General features: G+C 69.9%; 14 protein-coding genes, 1 tRNA gene and 1 pseudogene. 12 read left to right on the top strand and 4 right to left on the bottom strand.

The genetic code is table 11. The features are described from left to right. Window positions 1–116 precede the first annotated feature (116 nt). The gene (locus OU416_RS18540; RefSeq protein WP_270928235.1) at window positions 117–1,991 is read left to right on the top strand and encodes an acyltransferase; all 1,875 of its coding nucleotides are present in this window, start codon (window positions 117–119) and stop codon (window positions 1,989–1,991) included. A 21-nt stretch (window positions 1,992–2,012) separates the two neighbouring features. Next, complete coding sequence (msrA, locus tag OU416_RS18535) at window positions 2,013–2,675, top strand: peptide-methionine (S)-S-oxide reductase MsrA (RefSeq protein ID WP_270928234.1); 663 nt, start codon at window positions 2,013–2,015, stop codon at window positions 2,673–2,675. On the opposite strand, the gene OU416_RS18530 is transcribed toward msrA, so the two are convergent. From OU416_RS18530 to OU416_RS18515, 4 genes are all read right to left on the bottom strand, one after another. After that, window positions 2,672–3,292, bottom strand: a complete 621-nt coding sequence (locus OU416_RS18530; RefSeq protein ID WP_270928233.1) for a maleylpyruvate isomerase family mycothiol-dependent enzyme — start codon at window positions 3,290–3,292, stop codon at window positions 2,672–2,674. The two genes, msrA and OU416_RS18530, sit on opposite strands and share 4 nt — an antisense overlap. A 90-nt stretch (window positions 3,293–3,382) precedes the next feature. Beyond that, a complete protein-coding gene (locus tag OU416_RS18525; protein WP_270928232.1) occupies window positions 3,383–3,952 on the bottom strand; it encodes a hypothetical protein in 570 nt (189 codons plus the stop codon). 279 nt (window positions 3,953–4,231) lie between these two features. Then, window positions 4,232–4,582: a hypothetical protein gene (locus OU416_RS18520; RefSeq protein WP_270928231.1), complete on the bottom strand. Its 351-nt coding sequence runs from the start codon at window positions 4,580–4,582 to the stop codon at window positions 4,232–4,234. 426 nt (window positions 4,583–5,008) lie between these two features. Next, window positions 5,009–5,081, bottom strand: a tRNA-Gly gene (locus tag OU416_RS18515). A gap of 533 nt (window positions 5,082–5,614) precedes the next feature. Between OU416_RS18515 and OU416_RS18510 the strand changes: the two genes are divergently transcribed. The 10 genes and pseudogenes from OU416_RS18510 (at window position 5,615) to OU416_RS18465 (ending at window position 16,375) form a co-directional block, all read left to right on the top strand. Further along, on the top strand, window positions 5,615–6,208 hold the full coding sequence (locus OU416_RS18510; protein WP_270928230.1) for an RNA polymerase sigma factor: 594 nt from the start codon (window positions 5,615–5,617) through the stop codon (window positions 6,206–6,208). Between the two features lie 185 nt (window positions 6,209–6,393). After that, window positions 6,394–6,831 carry a DUF983 domain-containing protein gene (locus OU416_RS18505; protein WP_270928229.1) on the top strand — a complete coding sequence of 146 codons (438 nt, stop codon included), beginning with the start codon at window positions 6,394–6,396 and terminating at the stop codon, window positions 6,829–6,831. A 99-nt stretch (window positions 6,832–6,930) separates the two neighbouring features. Then, window positions 6,931–7,782, top strand: a complete 852-nt coding sequence (locus tag OU416_RS18500; protein WP_270928228.1) for an Fpg/Nei family DNA glycosylase — start codon at window positions 6,931–6,933, stop codon at window positions 7,780–7,782. A gap of 228 nt (window positions 7,783–8,010) precedes the next feature. Next, complete coding sequence (locus tag OU416_RS18495) at window positions 8,011–9,264, top strand: GAF domain-containing sensor histidine kinase (RefSeq protein ID WP_270928227.1); 1,254 nt, start codon at window positions 8,011–8,013, stop codon at window positions 9,262–9,264. A gap of 9 nt (window positions 9,265–9,273) precedes the next feature. Further along, window positions 9,274–10,179: a S49 family peptidase gene (locus OU416_RS18490; RefSeq protein WP_270928226.1), complete on the top strand. Its 906-nt coding sequence runs from the start codon at window positions 9,274–9,276 to the stop codon at window positions 10,177–10,179. 511 nt (window positions 10,180–10,690) lie between these two features. Next, window positions 10,691–11,521, top strand: a complete 831-nt coding sequence (locus OU416_RS18485; RefSeq protein ID WP_270928225.1) for a LytR/AlgR family response regulator transcription factor — start codon at window positions 10,691–10,693, stop codon at window positions 11,519–11,521. 274 nt (window positions 11,522–11,795) lie between these two features. Then, on the top strand, window positions 11,796–12,203 hold the full coding sequence (locus OU416_RS18480) for a hypothetical protein (RefSeq protein ID WP_270928224.1): 408 nt from the start codon (window positions 11,796–11,798) through the stop codon (window positions 12,201–12,203). Between the two features lie 26 nt (window positions 12,204–12,229). Further along, the gene (locus OU416_RS18475; RefSeq protein WP_270928261.1) at window positions 12,230–13,975 is read left to right on the top strand and encodes a sodium/solute symporter; all 1,746 of its coding nucleotides are present in this window, start codon (window positions 12,230–12,232) and stop codon (window positions 13,973–13,975) included. A gap of 304 nt (window positions 13,976–14,279) precedes the next feature. Continuing rightward, window positions 14,280–14,624, top strand: a pseudogene (locus OU416_RS18470) (DUF485 domain-containing protein); the annotation flags it as partial. Between the two features lie 227 nt (window positions 14,625–14,851). After that, complete coding sequence (locus tag OU416_RS18465; protein WP_270928260.1) at window positions 14,852–16,375, top strand: solute symporter family protein; 1,524 nt, start codon at window positions 14,852–14,854, stop codon at window positions 16,373–16,375. The last annotated feature ends 122 nt before the right edge of the window (window positions 16,376–16,497 follow it).

Here is a 16,497-nt window from a genome sequence, read left to right as displayed (position 1 = left end):
TCCGGCCCCCGGTCTGGTCGTCCCGGGCGGCAAAGAGGTAATGGGTCCCCAACCGCCTCGCCCCCAGCTAGGCTACGCAGCGTTGACCTCTCTGGCGGGGGCATTGACTTGATGGGGTGATCTGGGTGGGTGATGCGCGGGTCGTGCACACCCGTCCGGAGTTGTTCGCCGAGCCGCACCACGGTTTCGCCTGGATCCGGATGATCGGCGCGGTGCTGGTCATCTACGGTCACAGCTCACCGCTGGCCGGCGAGGGCGTGCTGTTCTCGAAGGACTGGGCGCTGCGGCCCGACGACGGCGTCCTGATGGGCTTCTTCGCGATGAGCGGCTTCCAGATCACGGAGAGTTGGCTCCGCGACCCGCACCTGGGCAGGTTCGCCGCGAAGCGGGTCCTGCGCCTGTGGCCGCCGATGCTGACCGTGACGTTGGCCATGGCGCTGATCATCGGCCCGCTGGTCACCACCCTGTCCGCGGGCGACTACTTCGCCGCGCACGGCACCTGGGGCTACATCGTCAACAACGCCGGGATGCTCACGCTCAAGCACGAGCTGCCCGGGGTGTTCGCGGACAACCCGTGGCCGGACGCGGTGAACGGCTCGCTGTGGACGCTGCCGATGGAGCTGCTCGCCTACGCCGGGCTGTTCCTGCTGCTGGTGGTCGGAGCGGGCAAGGACAAGTACCGCTGGATCGTGGTGGTCGCGCTGGTCGGGCTGGTCATCTGGGACCGGTACCTGGACGAGATCCCCGGTTCGGAGTCGGCCGGTTCGCTGCTCAGCGTCCCGGTCGAGTCGCTGGTGGCGTTCCTGGTCGCCTTCGCCTTCGGCGTGGTGCTGAACCTCTACCGGATCCCGCTGTCGCCGCTGGCCGCGGGCGCCGGGCTCGTGGTGCTGGCGCTGATGCCCAACAGCATCGCGGGCTCCTTCCTGATGGTCTTCGTGGTCAGCTACGCGGTGGTGCTGGCCGGGCACTACTGGCCCGCCCGGCTGACCGTCCCCGGGGTGTGGGTCAACGGCAGCTACGGCGTGTACGTGTGGGGCTTCCCGATCCAGCAGCTGCTGGCCATGGCGGGCGTCCGCAACCAGTGGCTGATGCTGATCTGCGCCGCACCGCTGGCCTACGTGATCGGCACGCTGTCGTGGAAGTTCATCGAGGACCCGACGATGAAGCTGCGGCACTACCTCACCCCGGCCCCGAAGAAGAAGGAGGAGCCGGCCGACGTCGAGGAACCCGACGAGCCGGAGGAGGACGACGAGCCCGACGCGAAACCGGCCCCGGAGGCGACCACGAAGGTGACCCCGGTCGGCCGCCCGGGCCGTCCCCGCACGCCCACCCCGCCCCGCGGCACGCCGTCGCAGGACGACCGCCCATCCACACCACCTCGTGGCACGCCGTCGCAGGACGACCGGCCTCGTCCGCCGACGCCGCCCCGCGGTACGCCGGTGCCGGACGCCGACCGCCCGCGCCGGAGGGCGGAGGACGCCGACCAGCCGCGCCGGGTCAGGCCGATCGGCGACGTGAAGCCGTCCGACCAGCCCGCCGCACCGCGCCCGGACGTCAGCGTCGGCCGCAGGCGGCGCGCGGACTCCCTGCCGAACCGGGCGGACGGGCCGGTCCGCCCGCTGGAGGCGCGCAACGGCGCACCGCAGGACCGCGGCTCGATGCCGACCGGAATCGCCCGCCCGTCGGCGGACGCACCGCCGAGCGGTCGCCACGGCGCGTCCGAACCCCGCAACGGCGCGGCACCGGGACGCCCGTACCCGCGCCCGCAGCGTCCGCTCGACGCCCCGCCGCGTCGCCGCGCGACCCCGCTCCCGGAGGACTCCGCGCTGGCCAAGCGCCTGTCCGGCGACGTGGAACCCCGGCAGACGCCGCCGGGCCGGCCGCGCCCACCGGCCCGCCGCGCGGGCACCGGCCGCCACGCGCGCCCGGAGCCCCCGCCGAGCCCCGACGAGGAGACCCGCCCCCATCCCAAGCACCAGGACCGCCGCTGATCGAGGCGTACCCTCGGGAACATGGCGCTTTTCGGTGACAAGACGAGCCTGATCGACCAGGCGGCGGCCCTGCCCGGACGGGACACCCCGCTGCCGGTGGCGGAGTTCCACGCGGTGCACCCCGATCGCCGGATCGTCCCGCCGTTCCCGGACGGCTACGCCACGGCGGTCGTGGGCATGGGCTGCTTCTGGGGCGCGGAGCGCGTCTTCTGGCGCACCGAGGGGGTGTGGACCACCGCGGTCGGCTACGCGGGCGGGTACACCCCGAACCCGACCTACGAAGAGGTCTGCTCCGGCCGCACCGGCCACACCGAGGTGGTGCTGGTCGTGTTCGACCCGAAGGTGATCAGCTACGCCCAGGTCCTGAAGGTGTTCTGGGAGAACCACGACCCGACCCAGGGCATGCGCCAGGGCAACGACCTCGGCACCCAGTACCGCTCGGCGATCTACCTCACCGACGACGCCCAGCGCGCCGAGGCGGAGGCCAGCCACGAGGTGTTCCAGCAGGCCCTCAGCGCGGCGAACCGCGGCGAGATCACCACCGAGATCGCCCCGCTGGAGGCCTTCTACTACGCGGAGACCTACCACCAGCAGTACCTGAGCGACGCCAAGAACCCGAACGGCTACTGCGGCCTCGGCGGCACCGGCGTCTCCTGCCCGATCGGCACCGGGGTGACCGCTTAGCGGGAGCGGAGCGCTGCGACGCCGTCGCCTTCGAGGTCTTCGCAGTACGCCGCGCGACCGACCATCGCCATGGTCAGCGCCAGGGTGGTGCCGGAAGCGAGCTGCCCGGTGCCGGTCTCGAACGGCCCGTCGGTCGCGGCGAGCCGCAGCCCGCCGATCCGGCCCTTCGCCCGGACTACGAGGTCGGAGCCGCGGTAGTACTCGGCCACCTGCGTGATGGTGCTGATCGGGTGGTCGCGGTGGATGCCCAGCGGCCGCCGGATGTCCTCGCCGTGCACGACGACCTCGCCGAGCATCGCGATCACGGGCAGCGGCGGCTTCGTCCTGCTCGTGACGGTGCGGCGGAACCGGTCGAGAGTCTCGGCCCCGTCCGCGCCCAGGTGCTCGGCCAACCGCATGGCCACCTGCCTGTCGAAGTCGAAGCGGCAGCGGATCACGCCCGCCAACCACTGCACGGGGTTCAAGCTCGCGCCTGCGGTGATGTGCGCGAGCACCTCCCGCACGGTCAACCCCTCGCAGAGCGACGGCGTCGACCACTGCTCCTCGGAAAGCCCCGACAGATCAGCTGCCAGCGCTTCGCGCTCGTCGTGTACCAGCTCCCAGAGCCCTGCGGTCATGTCCGTTCCTCCGCGATGTCGGCAATGCCACCCCATGGACCCCGCCAACGGCGCGGAATCATCGCAGCGCGGAGAAGAAGCCCCACCGGCTCAGCCCGCGACGACCAGCAGCTCCTCGACCACCCGCCGGGCGACCGGTTCGAGTTCGGCGGCCGGTGCCGCGCTGTAGCGGACCGCGATCGTCATGTTGTCCTTGGCCGCGACGAGCTGGACGTCGCGGGGGCTGCGGATCAGGACCGCTCGCGCGTCCAGGCCGGGTACTTCGGCTGCGCCCGGTTCCAGCTCCAGGTAGTCGAGGAACTGGTCGACGTAGGCGGTGTCCGGGCGTGCTTCGCGGTCGAACTCGATCGCCATCTCGACCTGCAACCGGGTCTTCCGCTCGCCGCGCACCGGCCCTTCGGTCCGCCACTGGCACTTCGAGCTGTGGCGACCGCCGTCGACGCCGTGCCGCTGCTCGTAGATCTCGGCCTGCCGCGGCTCGAACGCCTCCTCCAGCGACTGCGGCGAAACCGACTCGCACGTGTTCGGCACGCTCGTGTAGCCGGGCGCGGTGGACGAGGGCAGGATCCAGCCCGCTGCGGCGAGCCCGATGCCGACGGCGAGGACGCACAGCCCGACGCCCGACGACCTCCGCACCCGCGAACGAGTGGCACCGGACATGCAGCTCCTCCCCGCGCACGGCGGCCCGTGCTTCGCCGGGGGAGCCTATCGGCCGAGCGCACCGGCCGGAACCGCTCGGCGGGCCGACCTCGGCGGCGTCGGCCGGTCGAGATCAACGCGGAATTGCTTCAACTCCGGTTCGGCATTCGTGAATTGTTCCGGCGCGCGCCGAATGGTGAATGAAAGATCGCCCGGATCATTTCGCTGATCCGAGCTGAAAGGCGGAGGGCGGAAATGGGATGTGCCGCGCCCGCCACCGAGCGCGGCACATCCCCGAACTCAACCGTTGGCGCCCTGGGCGTTCTCGCCCTGCGCGAAGCTGTACGCCCAACCGTCGCCCTGGACGTAGCTGGAGGACGAGCCGCCCTGCGCGCTGCCGCCCTGCCCGCCGTCACCGGATCGGGGAGAAGTGCTGGTAGTGGTGGTGGAAGTCGTCGACGAGGTGGTCGTGCTGGAGGTGGTGGAGCTCGACCCGCCCTGCCAGGAGCTGAACTTCTGACCGTTGATGTGCCAGCCCCAGGACTCCGAGGAATTCGGCTGCTGGTAAGGCTCGCCAACGGCATTGGCAACCCCGCCACCGATGCTCCCGAGAACCCCGACGGCCAGCAGACCAACAACAACCCGACGCATGAAAAACCCTCCAAAAACCGAGAACAAGGCGCCCCCGAGAAGATCACACCCCACCAGCCCCCGCACCCCGCACAACCCGAGAAACAAGAAAATTCCCAATTTCGAGCGAACCCAAAACCAAAAAGAAGATCAACCCAAACCCAAACCCACCCAAACCACCCAACCAACCCAAACCCACCAGCACCAGCCTCAAACAGGCACAGCCGCTCAACGAGAAAACGACCACCGCTGCGAGGATCCCACGGCCACCACCGATGCCAGGTCCGAATCGCTGGTCCAGAACCCAGGCCGGGTACACCACCCACCGCAAGGAGCACTCGAGAAGCAACCCCCGCCCCGTGGGGGGTTTGGGGGGTCGACCCCCCCAATACAATGGCGAAGGAGCCGAGGCCAACGCGAATGCGTGGCACACGGCTCCCAGCTCCGAGCGGATGACGGGACTCGAACCCGCGACCCTCACCTTGGCAAGGTGATGCGCTACCAGCTGCGCTACATCCGCATTTTCATCGCCCCGGTGGGCTGTTGGTGACTACTTTAGCCCATCGTTCCGAGCGCGTTCACCGGGGGGTCTCAATTGATCAGATCGGCGGTCGCGCGGGTGGGTGCGGTGCGCGGCGGGATGCGGTGTCCGACCCGCGTGACCTGGGGATACGCAGATCGGGCGGATGCTCGTCGGAGAGGCTCCGGCAGCGGCGGGGAGCTCGACGATCTCCGCGCGCTGGAGGAAGCGGCTCGGGAGGACGCGGCGCCACGCGTGTGGGTGGCCGGGCGGTTGCGGTCTTCGGCGGGGCCAGCGACAGTCTGACGGTGACGTGTCCGGCGCGGTCGGTGGTGACCGGTACCGGCGTCATCTGGGGGGATCGGAGTCGGCGCGCAGCGTGCTGAGCGCAGCGGTTGGCCGACTGTTTCGCGGGCTCGTCGAGATCCATCGCGGCCTCCTGGTGCCGCCGTCGTCGGGTGCGTCCGCGGTAGCGGTTCCGGCCGGTGCGGAGGGTTTCGCCGGTCGGCTGGGCTGGGGGAGGAACGTTGGGGTTGAGCGAAGCTGCGGGGCTGTCGTCCGAGGACGGGGTGCTGCTGGCGCGGTTGCGGGCGGGCGACGATTCCGCGTTCGGGGAGCTGTACCGCAGGCACGCGCCCATGGTGCGGCGGTTCGCGTTGAGCATGCAGCGCCCGGGGATCGACGTCGACGACGTGGTCGCGGAGGTCTTCCTGCGCGTGCTGCGCGCGGTTCGCGCCGGGCGCGGACCGCGGGAGGCGATCAGGACTTACCTGTTCACGGTGGTTCGGCGGGTGCTGGCGGAGTGGGCCGCCGCGCGGCGGGACGAGCCGATGAACTCCGACGAGCTGGGCGAGCACGTGCCGCGGCAGGGCGATCACCAGGTGGCGCAGGCGGAGGGCGAGCTGCTGGCCAGGGCGTTCCTGCGGCTGCCCGCGCGGTGGCGCGAGGTCTTGTGGCGCACCGAGGTGGAGGGGCACCGGCCGGCCAGCATCGCGCGGCAGCTGGGTTTGACGCCGAACGCGACCGCTGTGCTGGCGCACCGGGCCCGGCGCGGATTGCGTGAGGCGTATCACCAGGCGTCGGATCTGCCCGCCGGGCGGTCGCGGAGGTGCTTGCGCCGCGCTTGACGTGCTGTCGCGGGGTTGGCCCGGCCGTCGGACATGATCGACAATGGGCCCGTTCGGGAACGACTATCACCCGTCGGGCCCATGACGCGCGCGGTACCGTTGCTTCACGCTCGGTTAGCGCCGGGGTTCGGTGTGGCGAAGCGATGTTGGCGAGGCGACCAGCCCGGGTGGGCGGGGAGGCGACGATGAACCGGGTGGTGCGGGGCTCCGACGGCCGCGAGTGGACCATCAAGGCGAACCTGGAGTGGTCCAATCCGATCGCGGCGGAGGAGTTCGAGCACGACGTCAACGGCGGCGCCGGTCCCGGTGTGGTGATGGGCGGGGTGCTGCTGTTCCTGGTCGTGCTGTTCGTGATCTGGACGCCCGACGAGGTGTACGTGCCGCCGTGGCTGATCCTGCTGCTGATCGTGGCGGTGCTGTTCTTCCCGGTGCGCTGGGTGCTGCACCGGCCGTGGACGGTCACCGCGGCCACGCCGGGCGACCACGAGGAGAACCCGCCGGAGACCTGGGTGGGCGTGGTGCGCGGCTTCTACGACGTCCGCAAGGAGGTCTCCGAGGTGGCCCGCCACATCGAGCTCTACGCCGAACCCGACATGAACGGCAGCCTTCAGCCGGTGGAGTGATCGCTGGGAGCGCCTGCCGGTTCGGTCGTGCGTGGGTCCGTGAGCGGTTCGGGGTGTCATAGCGCCCCGAAATGCTCACGAACACCGCACACTGGGGTCGTGCCGGAACTTCCTGAGGTCGAAGCGTTGGCGCAGCACCTGCGCGACAACGCCGTGGGTCGCACCGTGGTCCGGGTCGACGTCGCGTCGATGAGCGTGCTGAAGACGGCCAGTCCGCCGTGGACCGAGCTGCACGGCCGCACCGTCACCGCAGCAGCGCGCCACGGCAAGTACCTGGACCTGGACTGCGACGGGTTGCACCTGGTCTGCCACCTCGCGCGGGCCGGCTGGCTGCGCTGGTCGGACAAGCTCTCGCCCGCACCGCCCAAGCCCGGCCGCGGGCCGATCGCGCTGCGCGTGCACCTCGGCGGCGTCGGGTTCGACCTGACCGAGGCGGGCACCCAGAAGAAGCTGGCGGTGTGGGTGGTCGCCGATCCGGCCGAGGTGCCGGGGATCGCGAAGCTGGGCCCGGACGCGCTGGAGCTGGACGCCGACGGGCTGGCCGCGATCCTGGCCGGGCGCACCGAGCGGATCAAGACGCTGCTCACCGACCAGTCCGCGCTGGCCGGGATCGGCAACGCCTACTCCGACGAGATCCTGCACGCCGCGAAGCTCTCGCCGTTCGCCACCTCGGGGAAGCTCGACGCCGATGCGGTGGCCCGCCTGCACGCGAGCACGCAGGAGATCTTGAAGGACGCGGTGCAGCGCTCGGTGGGCCAGGACGCCGCCCGGCTGAAGGCGGAGAAGCGCTCGGGGCTGCGGGTGCACGCGCGGACCGGGCTGCCCTGCCCGGTGTGCGGGGACCTCGTCCGCGAGGTGTCCTTCGCGGACCGCTCGATGCAGTACTGCCCCACCTGCCAGACAGGCGGCAAACCACTGGCCGATCGCAGGCTCTCCCGGCTGCTGAAGTAGTGCCTGTTTCCAGGCTCCTCTTGCGTCGCGGTGCAGGCGCTGATCGAGGTGAATGCTCAGTTGTCCACAGGTTGTGGATGATTCCGGCGGTTGTGCACAGCCGAATAGCCGCAGGTCGAACTGGTCCATACCGCTGAACGGAAGAGTGAGGTACCGCTTACCGATGGAAAGCGTGCACTGAGCGTAGCTGTCTTGATTCCTAGTGTGCGCATCGGGCAGATTGATGTTGTGGCGGAGTTGTTGACTGAGCGGACGGTGCTGACCACGCTCGCGGCGCTCGCCGTGCTCGGCATGTTCGTCCTGCTGTGCCGGGCGCGTCGGGTGAGCACCTCGGTGGAGGACGCGACGCTGGCTGCGTTGCACCGCGTGACGAGCGCGGCGCCGCACCTGCGCGCGGGCCTGACCCCGGCGTCGGCGGACAAGGCCGCGCCGCACCTGCGCGAGCTGCTGGCGTGCGTGGCGGTGGGCATCGTGGACGCCGACGGCACGCTGCTGAGCTGGGACGGCGAGGCCAACCACCACTACGCCGACCTGCGCACCAAGATCGAGCAGGTGCTGCGCACCGGCAAGCGCGAGTTCCTCGACCACGGCGACGTGACCTGCGAGCACCGGCCGTGCCCGATGCGGCACGCCGTCGTGGTGCCGCTGGAGGTGGAGGACGAGACCCGCGGCGCGCTGGCGGTGATCGCCGGTGGCGACCGCAAGCGCCTGCTGCGAGCCGCCGCCGAGGTCGCCAACCACGTGTCGACCCCGCTGGAGCTCGCCGAGCTGCAAGAGTCCAAGGAGCGGCTGGCGCAGGCCGAGGTGCGCGCGCTGCGGGCGCAGATCTCGCCGCACTTCATCTACAACGCGCTGAACACCATCGGCTCGCTGATCCGCACCGACCCGGAGCACGCGCGGGACCTGCTGCAGGAGTTCGCCGACTTCACCCGCTACTCGTTCCGCACCAGCGGGCTCTACACCACGCTGGCCGACGAGATCCGCAACATCGACCGCTACCTGATCCTGGAGAGCGCCCGGTTCGGCCCCGACCGGCTGAAGATCCAGCTCAAGATCGCGCCGGAGGTGCTGCCGGTGGTGGTGCCGTTCCTGGCGCTGCAACCGCTGGTGGAGAACGCCGTCCGGCACGGCCTGGCGAACAAGCCGGGCGGCGGCACCGTGTCGGTGACCGCCGAGGACAACGGGACCGAGGCGTTGATCAGCGTGGACGACGACGGCATCGGGATGGACCCGGAGCGGCTCGACGCCGAGCTGGCCAACGCGCACCTGACCGGCGCGCACGTCGGCCTCGGCAACATCAACAACCGGATGCGGGCGACCTTCGGCAACGACTACGGCCTGGTGGTGGAGACCGAGCAGGGCGCGGGCATGAAGGTCATCATGCGGGTGCCGAAGTTCGCGCCGGGCGTGCGCCCGCTGCCGCCGCCGGCTTACGACGAAACGGGCATCGGGTTGGCGGCCGGGCCGGCGGTGAGCCGGTAACGTCGGGGTATGACCGAGAAGGCGCCGCAGAAGTTCACCGACCTGTTGTCCGGCAAGTTGTCCGCGAAGCTGCCCGGCAAGCTCGCCGAGCGAGCCGAGCGCGGACCGGTGGTGGCGGTCGTGAAGCTGCACGGTGTCATCACCTCGACCCCGTCGCCGATGAGTCGGCCGACGATCTCGACCCAGACCGCGGAGTCGGCGCTGACCCGCGCGTTCGGCCACGACCGACTCGCCGGGGTGGTCCTGGCGGTCAACTCGCCGGGCGGTGCGCCGACCCAGTCGGCGCTGGTGGCGGACCGGATCCGGGAGCTGGCCGCGGAGAAGGACGTGCCGGTGCTGGCCTACTGCGAGGACGTCGCGGCCTCCGGCGGGTACTGGCTGGCCTGCGCGGCCGACGAGATCTACGCGCACCCGACGTCGATCGTGGGATCCGTCGGCGTGGTCAGCGCGAGCTTCGGGCTCACCGGGCTGATCGAGAAGCTGGGCGTGGAGCGCCGGGTGTACACCGCGGGCGAGCACAAGGTGCGGCTGGACCCGTTCCGCCCGGAGAAGGAGGAGGACGTGCAGTGGCTGCGCGGCCTGCAGGGCGAGCTGCACGAGCAGTTCACGGACTGGGTGCGCAAGCGTCGCGGCAGCAAGCTGAAGAGCAGCGACGACGACCTGTTCTCCGGCGAGGTGTGGACCGGCGCGAAGGCCGCGGAGCTCGGTCTGGTGGACGGCGTCGGCTCGCTGCGCGAGATCGTCAAGGAGAAGTTCCCGGACGCCCACCTGCACATCGTCGAGCAGCGCAAGCCGCTGCTGGCCCGGCTCGGCATGTCCTCGTCGGTCCGCCTCGGCGGCTCCCCGGCGGACGCGGTGCTGTCCACTGTGGAGGCACTGGAGCACCGCGCCATGTGGAACCGCTTCGGGCTCTGAATACGGTTTTCCAGGCTCGTTTTGCGTGGCGGTGCGGGTGGCGGAACCTCAGCGCCCGCCTGGCTGCGGGATCCCGTTCTTATGCATGTCCGATACACGGCGAACGGGCTGTCCTCGCCAGGCGAACGCTGAGAACCCGCGGCGGTGCAAGCGCCGAGGGTGGGCTAAGCGGCTGCGCCGCTTCAACGACGAGGTGATGTCACGGTTCCAGTTGGAAAGGTGATCCCGGAACGTGATCGACCGCAGCGTCGATCGACACTGCGGTCGTTCTCGGCGTGCCCGGACGGACCGTGATCATGGTCGTCGCTCTGCGTCGACGTACCTGCTTTGGTTGTCACTCGTTCGGCCGCAGTTCTTGGGCTGAACGGGCGAAGAACCGTTGCGCCGAGGGGGGAATTTCGTGGTAAGCCCCCTGAGAACCACCGCGCTCCGTTAGCAATTAGCTTTGTTGGCAAGGCGTGACTGGACTCACTCGGGGCGAGTGGGATGCGACGGCAGGATATGGCGTGCAGTGAGTACACGAGAGAACCCCGCAGGCCTCGTCGTCCTGGCCGTTGACGACGAGATGGCCGGGCTGGACGAGATGAAGTACCGGCTCGGCAGCAATCCCAGGGTCGGGCGGGTGCTGACGGCCTCCGACGCCGCCGAGGCGCTGCGCCTGCTCCGCAGCGACGATCCCGACCTGTTCGGCCAGCGCGACGCGGACGAGTCCATTGTGGATGCCGTGTTCGCGGACGTGTCCATGCCGGGCCTCAGCGGGATGGAGCTGGCGCGGGTGCTCACCGCGTTCCGCAATCCGCCCGCCCTGGTGTTCATCACCGGGCACGAGGAGAACGCCCTCGAAGCCTTCGAGGTCGGCGCGCTGGACTACATCATGAAACCGGCGAACGCCGAGCGGATCGACCGCGCGCTGCGCACGATCGAGAAGAACAAGCTGCAAGCGGCCAAGGGGCCCCGCGCGCTGGAAGCCCCGGCACCGGACGACGAAGAGGTCATCCCGGTCGAGCTGGCGGGCACCACGCGGATGATCCCGCGCAAGGACGTCCGGTGGGTCGAAGCGCAGGGCGACTACGCGCGCCTGCACACCACCGACGGCTCGCACCTGGTGCGAATCCCCCTGGCGCAGCTGGAAGAGCGCTGGGCCGAGGCCGGTTTCCTGCGCATCCACCGCTCCTTCCTGGTGTCGTTGTCGCTGGTCACCGAGCTCCGGATGTCCTCGTCCGGGTACTCGGTGGTGCTCGGCGGCGGCCAGCCCAAGGAGCTGCCCGTCAGCAGGCGGCACACCCGCGAGCTCAAGGACCGGCTCGTCCGGGCACCGCGGCAGAACTGGGGCCAGCAATGAGGTTTCCAGGCTCGTCTTGCGTGGCGGCGCGGGTAGCGGAACCTCAGCGCCCGCCTGGACTGCGGGTGCCCGGCTTTATGTATGCCAATACACGGCGGCTGGGCCGTCCTCACCAGGCGAACGCTGAGAACCCGCGGCGGTGCGAGCTGCGAGGGTGGGCCCGAAAGCGCCTGACGGCGCTTGGCGACAGCTCGTGTGCACGTGGTCGCTGGGTCACCGCGGCGGCGGTGGCTGACCAGGATGGAATAAGCGCAGTGATCCGCGGTTCGGCCGGATGAGTCCGGAGGGCTTCGACATCCGCGGCAGGCTCGGCGAGGTCGCACCCCGCCCGCGCCGCAAGCGCGTGGTGCTCGCCGACCGGCGCCGGACCCGCCAGGTCGCGCGCACCATCATGGAGCTGGAGGAGCAGAACAGCGTCGGCGAGGTGCTGGTCACCAGCCTGGTCAAGGCGCAGCTGCGCAGCGCGCTGGTGCTGACCGGCGTCGTGGTCGCGGTGCTGTTCGGGCTCCCGGTGCTGTTCTGGGCGGTGCCGTCGATCGGCGATCTGGAGGTGCTGGGCGTCCGGTTGCCGTGGCTGCTGCTGGGCGTGCTGATCTACCCGTTCCTGGTGCTGATCGGCTACCTCTGCACCCGGCGGGCGGAGCGGCACGAGCGCGATTTCCTGGACATGGTCGAGAAATGACGCCGATGAGCGACGACTTCGGTGCGGTGGCCGCCAACGCCTGGTCCGTGGTCGGCGTCGTGCTGATCGTCGCGGCGACCTTCGCCATCGGGATCTGGGGCTCCCGGTCGGCGCGCACCACGACGGACTTCTCCGCCGCGCGGCGGGAGGTCCGCGAGGAGCACAACGCCGCGGCGATCTCCGGCGAGTACCTGTCGGCCGCCTCCTTCCTGGGCGTCGCCGGGCTGGTGCTGAAGGACGGCGTGGACGCCCTCTGGTACCCGATCGGCTTCGCCGCCGGATATCTGGCGCTGATGCTGTTCGTGGCCGCGCCGATGCGCCGCTCGGGCGCCTTCACGCTGCCGGACTTCGCGGAGGCGCGGCTGGATTCGCTGCGGCTGCGCTCGCTGTGCACCGCGCTCGTGGTGCTGATCGGCTGGTTGTACCTGGTGCCGCAGCTGCAGGCCGCCGGGATGACGTTGGCCGCGATCGTCGGCTGCCCCTACTGGGCGGGGATCCTCGTGGTCGCGGTGATCGTGCTGGGCACGGTCGCCACCGGGGTGCTGCGCGCGGTCACGCTGGTGCAGGCGTTCCAGTACTGGGTGAAGCTGTTCGCGATCACGGTGCCGGCCTTCGCGCTGTTCATCGTGTTCCTGGGCGGCGCGCAGCGGCAGGCGCTGGACGCCCCGGTGCCGCCGGTCTTCCCGATCGACACCGCGGTCAGCGTCGACACCGACGTGCGGCTGACCGTTCGCGAGCCGGTGTGGCTGGCCGACCAGCACGGCACGCTCTACCTGCAGCCGGGCGAGCACACCCTGCGCGCGGGCAGCGAGCTGCGGTTCCCGGCCGGGGCGCCGGTGCCGGTGGTGTCGGACGCGGAACCGGACAACGCCACCTGGCTGCGGCCGCAGCGCGACGGGGCGGTCGGGCTGCTGGAGACGTATTCGGTGCTCGTCGCGACCTTCCTGGGCACCATGGGCCTGCCGCACGTGCTGGCCCGCTTCTACACCAACCCGAGCGGCACGGCGGTCCGCCGCACCACGCTGTACGTGGTGGCGATGCTCGGGGCCTTCTACCTGTTCCCGACGATCTTCGGGCTGCTGTCCCGGATGTACGCGCCGCAGCTGCTGGTCACCGGTGAGACCGATGCGGCGGTCCTGCTGCTGCCGAACGAGATGCTGGGTGGCAACTGGGCGGGCGGGCTGCTCGCGTCGATCACCGCGGCCGGGGCGTTCGCCGCGTTCCTGTCCACCTCGTCCGGGCTGGTGGTGAGCCTGGCCGGGGTGCTGTCCTCGCGGGACGTGCTGCGCGGGCGCTCGCTCGACTTCCGGCTGCTGGCGGTGCTGGCCTGCCTGGTGCCCGCGGTGCTGGCGCTGCTGGCGGACAGCCACGACATCGCGCGCAGCGTGGGGCTGGCGTTCGCGATGGCCGCTTCGACGTTCTGCCCGGTGCTGGTGCTCGGGATCTGGTGGCGCGGGCTCACCGCGGCGGGCGCGGCCAGCGGCATGGTGGCCGGCGGCGGCCTGGTGCTGGTCGCCGCGCTGCTCGCGTACTTCGCGGGGCGCGGGGAGACCTGGTGGGCGACGTTGATCGGGCAGCCCGCGCTGGTCACGGTGCCGGTCGCCTTCGCGGTCGCCGTGGTGGTCAGCCGGGCGACCAGGGCCAGGGTGCCCGCCGGGGTGGGGCGCGTGATGCTGCGGCTGCACGCGCCGGACCGGCTCGGATTCCTGGACCAGAAACCGGTCGCGGAGACCGCTGACCAGCCCGAGTCCCGGGGTCGGCACCAGCGCTGAGCGTGATGCTTCCTCGGATTGCTTAGTCCGTTCGTCGGGTTTTGTGCAGAAATTTCGTCACTTTACGTGAGATGTTGTCTGAACCATTCGGATTCAATAGTCCGAATGGGTGAAATTGTGTTGCCAAGTTGCATTTTCATGACTGCGATTGGCCTTCATCAACTTCACTCGATCGTTAGCTTGTGTACTCCTTCCGGGGCTTCACAGTTGTGGGCGAACTACGTAGCGTTCCCGCCTTGAAAGCGATTCAGGCTCGCGTCCCGGTGTCCCCGGGCCGGGGCCTTTTTCATCTGGGAGGGACCCCGTGAGCACCACGGACCAAGTCGGGTCCGGGTCCGGTATCGACGCCGAAACCTGGGCAGCTGCGCAAAGCAGCCCCGAATTCACCGCCTTGCGGCGCAAACTGCGCAACTTCGTCTTCCCGGTCTCGGCGCTGTTCCTGGCCTGGTACCTGGTTTACGTGCTGCTCGCCGACTACGCGCACGGCTTCATGAGCATCAAGCTGGTCGGCAACATCAACGTCGGGCTCGCGCTGGGCCTGCTGCAGTTCGTGTCCACCTTCGGCATCACGACCTGGTACGTCCGCTACGCCAACCGCAACCTCGACCCGGTGGCGGAGCAGATCCGCGAATCCCTCGAGGGCGACGCCTCGGCAGCCTCCGAGAAGGATGACGCTGAGAAGGCTGATGCCCCGGCGGATGACGCCGAGAAGGGCGATACCCCGGCGGATGACGCCGAGAAGGGCGATACCCCGGCGGACGACACCGAAGGAGGCCGGGAGAAGTGATCGCCGCACTGTCCCCGCTGGCCCAGAACGAGACCGCGCAGAACAGCTGGCTCAACATCGGCATCTTCGGGCTGTTCGTCCTGGTCACCATGGTCGTGGTGTTCCGAGCCAGCCGGAACACGAAGACCGCCGCCGACTACTACGCCGGCGGCCGGGCCTTCACCGGCCCGCAGAACGGCGTCGCGATCGCCGGTGACTACCTCTCCGCCGCGTCCTTCCTCGGCATCGCCGGGGCGATCGCGGTCTACGGCTACGACGGCTTCCTGTACTCGATCGGCTTCCTGGTGGCCTGGCTGGTGGCGCTGCTGCTGGTCGCGGAGCTGCTGCGGAACACCGGCAAGTACACGATGGGCGACGTGCTCAGCTTCCGGATGAAGGAACGTCCGGTGCGCACCGCCGCGTCGCTGTCCACGCTGGCCGTGAGCTTCTTCTACCTGCTCGCCCAGATGGCCGGTGCCGGTGGCCTGGTGGCGCTGCTGCTGGGCATCACCAGCAAGTCCGGACAGGCCCTGGTCATCGCCGTCGTCGGCGCGCTGATGATCGTGTACGTGCTGGTCGGCGGCATGAAGGGCACCACGTGGGTGCAGATCATCAAGGCCGCGCTGCTGATCGCGGGCGCGCTGGTGATGACCGTGTGGGTGCTGGCCATGTACGGCTTCAACCTGTCCGGTCTGCTCGGCCACGCCGCCGAGGTCGCCGGGCCGTCCGTGCTCGACCCGGGTGCGCAGTACGGCAAGACCGAGACCAGCAAGCTGGACTTCGTCTCGCTCGGCATCGCCCTGGTGCTCGGCACCGCCGGTCTGCCGCACGTGCTGATGCGCTTCTACACCGTGCCCACCGCCAAGGAAGCCCGCCGCTCGGTGGTCTGGGCGATCTGGCTGATCGGCCTGTTCTACCTGTTCACGCTGGTCCTGGGCTACGGCGCGGGCGCGCTGGTGGGGCCGGAGACGATCAAGGACGCCCCCGGCGGGGTGAACTCGGCCGCGCCGCTGCTGGCGCTGGAGATCGGCGGTCCGCTGCTGCTGGGCTTCATCGCCGCGGTCGCCTTCGCCACCATCCTGGCCGTGGTCGCCGGTCTGACGATCACCGCGTCCGCCTCGTTCGCGCACGACATCTACGCGAACGTGCTCAAGAAGGGCAAGGTGGACGACAAGAACCAGGAGGTCAAGGTCGCCCGGATCACCGCGGTGGTGATCGGCATCGTGTCCATCCTCGGCGGCATCGCGGCCAACGGCCAGAACGTCGCGTTCCTGGTGGCGCTGGCCTTCGCGGTGGCGGCCTCGGCGAACCTGCCGACGCTGCTGTACTCGCTGTTCTGGAAGCGGTTCAACACCACCGGTGCGCTGTGGAGCATCTACGGCGGTCTGGCGGTCACGATCCTGCTGATCGTGTTCTCGCCCGCGGTGACCGGTAGCTCGGACGCGATGTTCCCGTCGCTGGACATCGCCTGGTTCCCGCTGAAGAACCCGGGCCTGATCTCGATCCCGGTGTCCTTCCTGCTCGGCTACCTCGGCACGGTCCTCGGCAAGGAGAAGACCAACGAGGCCAAGTACGCCGAGATGGAGGTCCGCTCCCTCACCGGCGCAGGCGCCGAGAAGGCCATCTCGCACTAGAGCTCTTTTCCAGGCTCGTCGTGCGAAGCGGCGCGAGTGGCGGAACCTCAGAGGCCGCCTGGCTGCGGGATCCCGTTCTTATGTATGTCCAATACACGGCGAACGGGCTGTCCTCGCCAAGC

It is taken from the genome of Saccharopolyspora indica, assembly GCF_027853965.1.
GTDB classification, from domain to species: Bacteria; Actinomycetota; Actinomycetes; order Mycobacteriales; family Pseudonocardiaceae; genus Saccharopolyspora; species Saccharopolyspora indica.
Note: the sequence above shows the minus strand (reverse complement) of the source record. Positions and strands in the feature narration are given on the sequence as shown.

What these genes read in the sequence shown, in the direction of transcription:
- msrA (WP_270928234.1), top strand. Translation starts at nt 2,013, where the DNA reads ATGGCGCTTTTCGGTGACAAGACGAGCCTGATCGACCAGGCGGCGGCC.
- OU416_RS18530 (WP_270928233.1), bottom strand. Translation starts at nt 3,292, where the DNA reads ATGACCGCAGGGCTCTGGGAGCTGGTACACGACGAGCGCGAAGCGCTG.
- OU416_RS18525 (WP_270928232.1), bottom strand. Translation starts at nt 3,952, where the DNA reads ATGTCCGGTGCCACTCGTTCGCGGGTGCGGAGGTCGTCGGGCGTCGGG.
- OU416_RS18520 (WP_270928231.1), bottom strand. Translation starts at nt 4,582, where the DNA reads ATGCGTCGGGTTGTTGTTGGTCTGCTGGCCGTCGGGGTTCTCGGGAGC.
- OU416_RS18505 (WP_270928229.1), top strand. Translation starts at nt 6,394, where the DNA reads ATGAACCGGGTGGTGCGGGGCTCCGACGGCCGCGAGTGGACCATCAAG.
- OU416_RS18490 (WP_270928226.1), top strand. Translation starts at nt 9,274, where the DNA reads ATGACCGAGAAGGCGCCGCAGAAGTTCACCGACCTGTTGTCCGGCAAG.
- OU416_RS18480 (WP_270928224.1), top strand. Translation starts at nt 11,796, where the DNA reads ATGAGTCCGGAGGGCTTCGACATCCGCGGCAGGCTCGGCGAGGTCGCA.
- OU416_RS18465 (WP_270928260.1), top strand. Translation starts at nt 14,852, where the DNA reads ATGGTCGTGGTGTTCCGAGCCAGCCGGAACACGAAGACCGCCGCCGAC.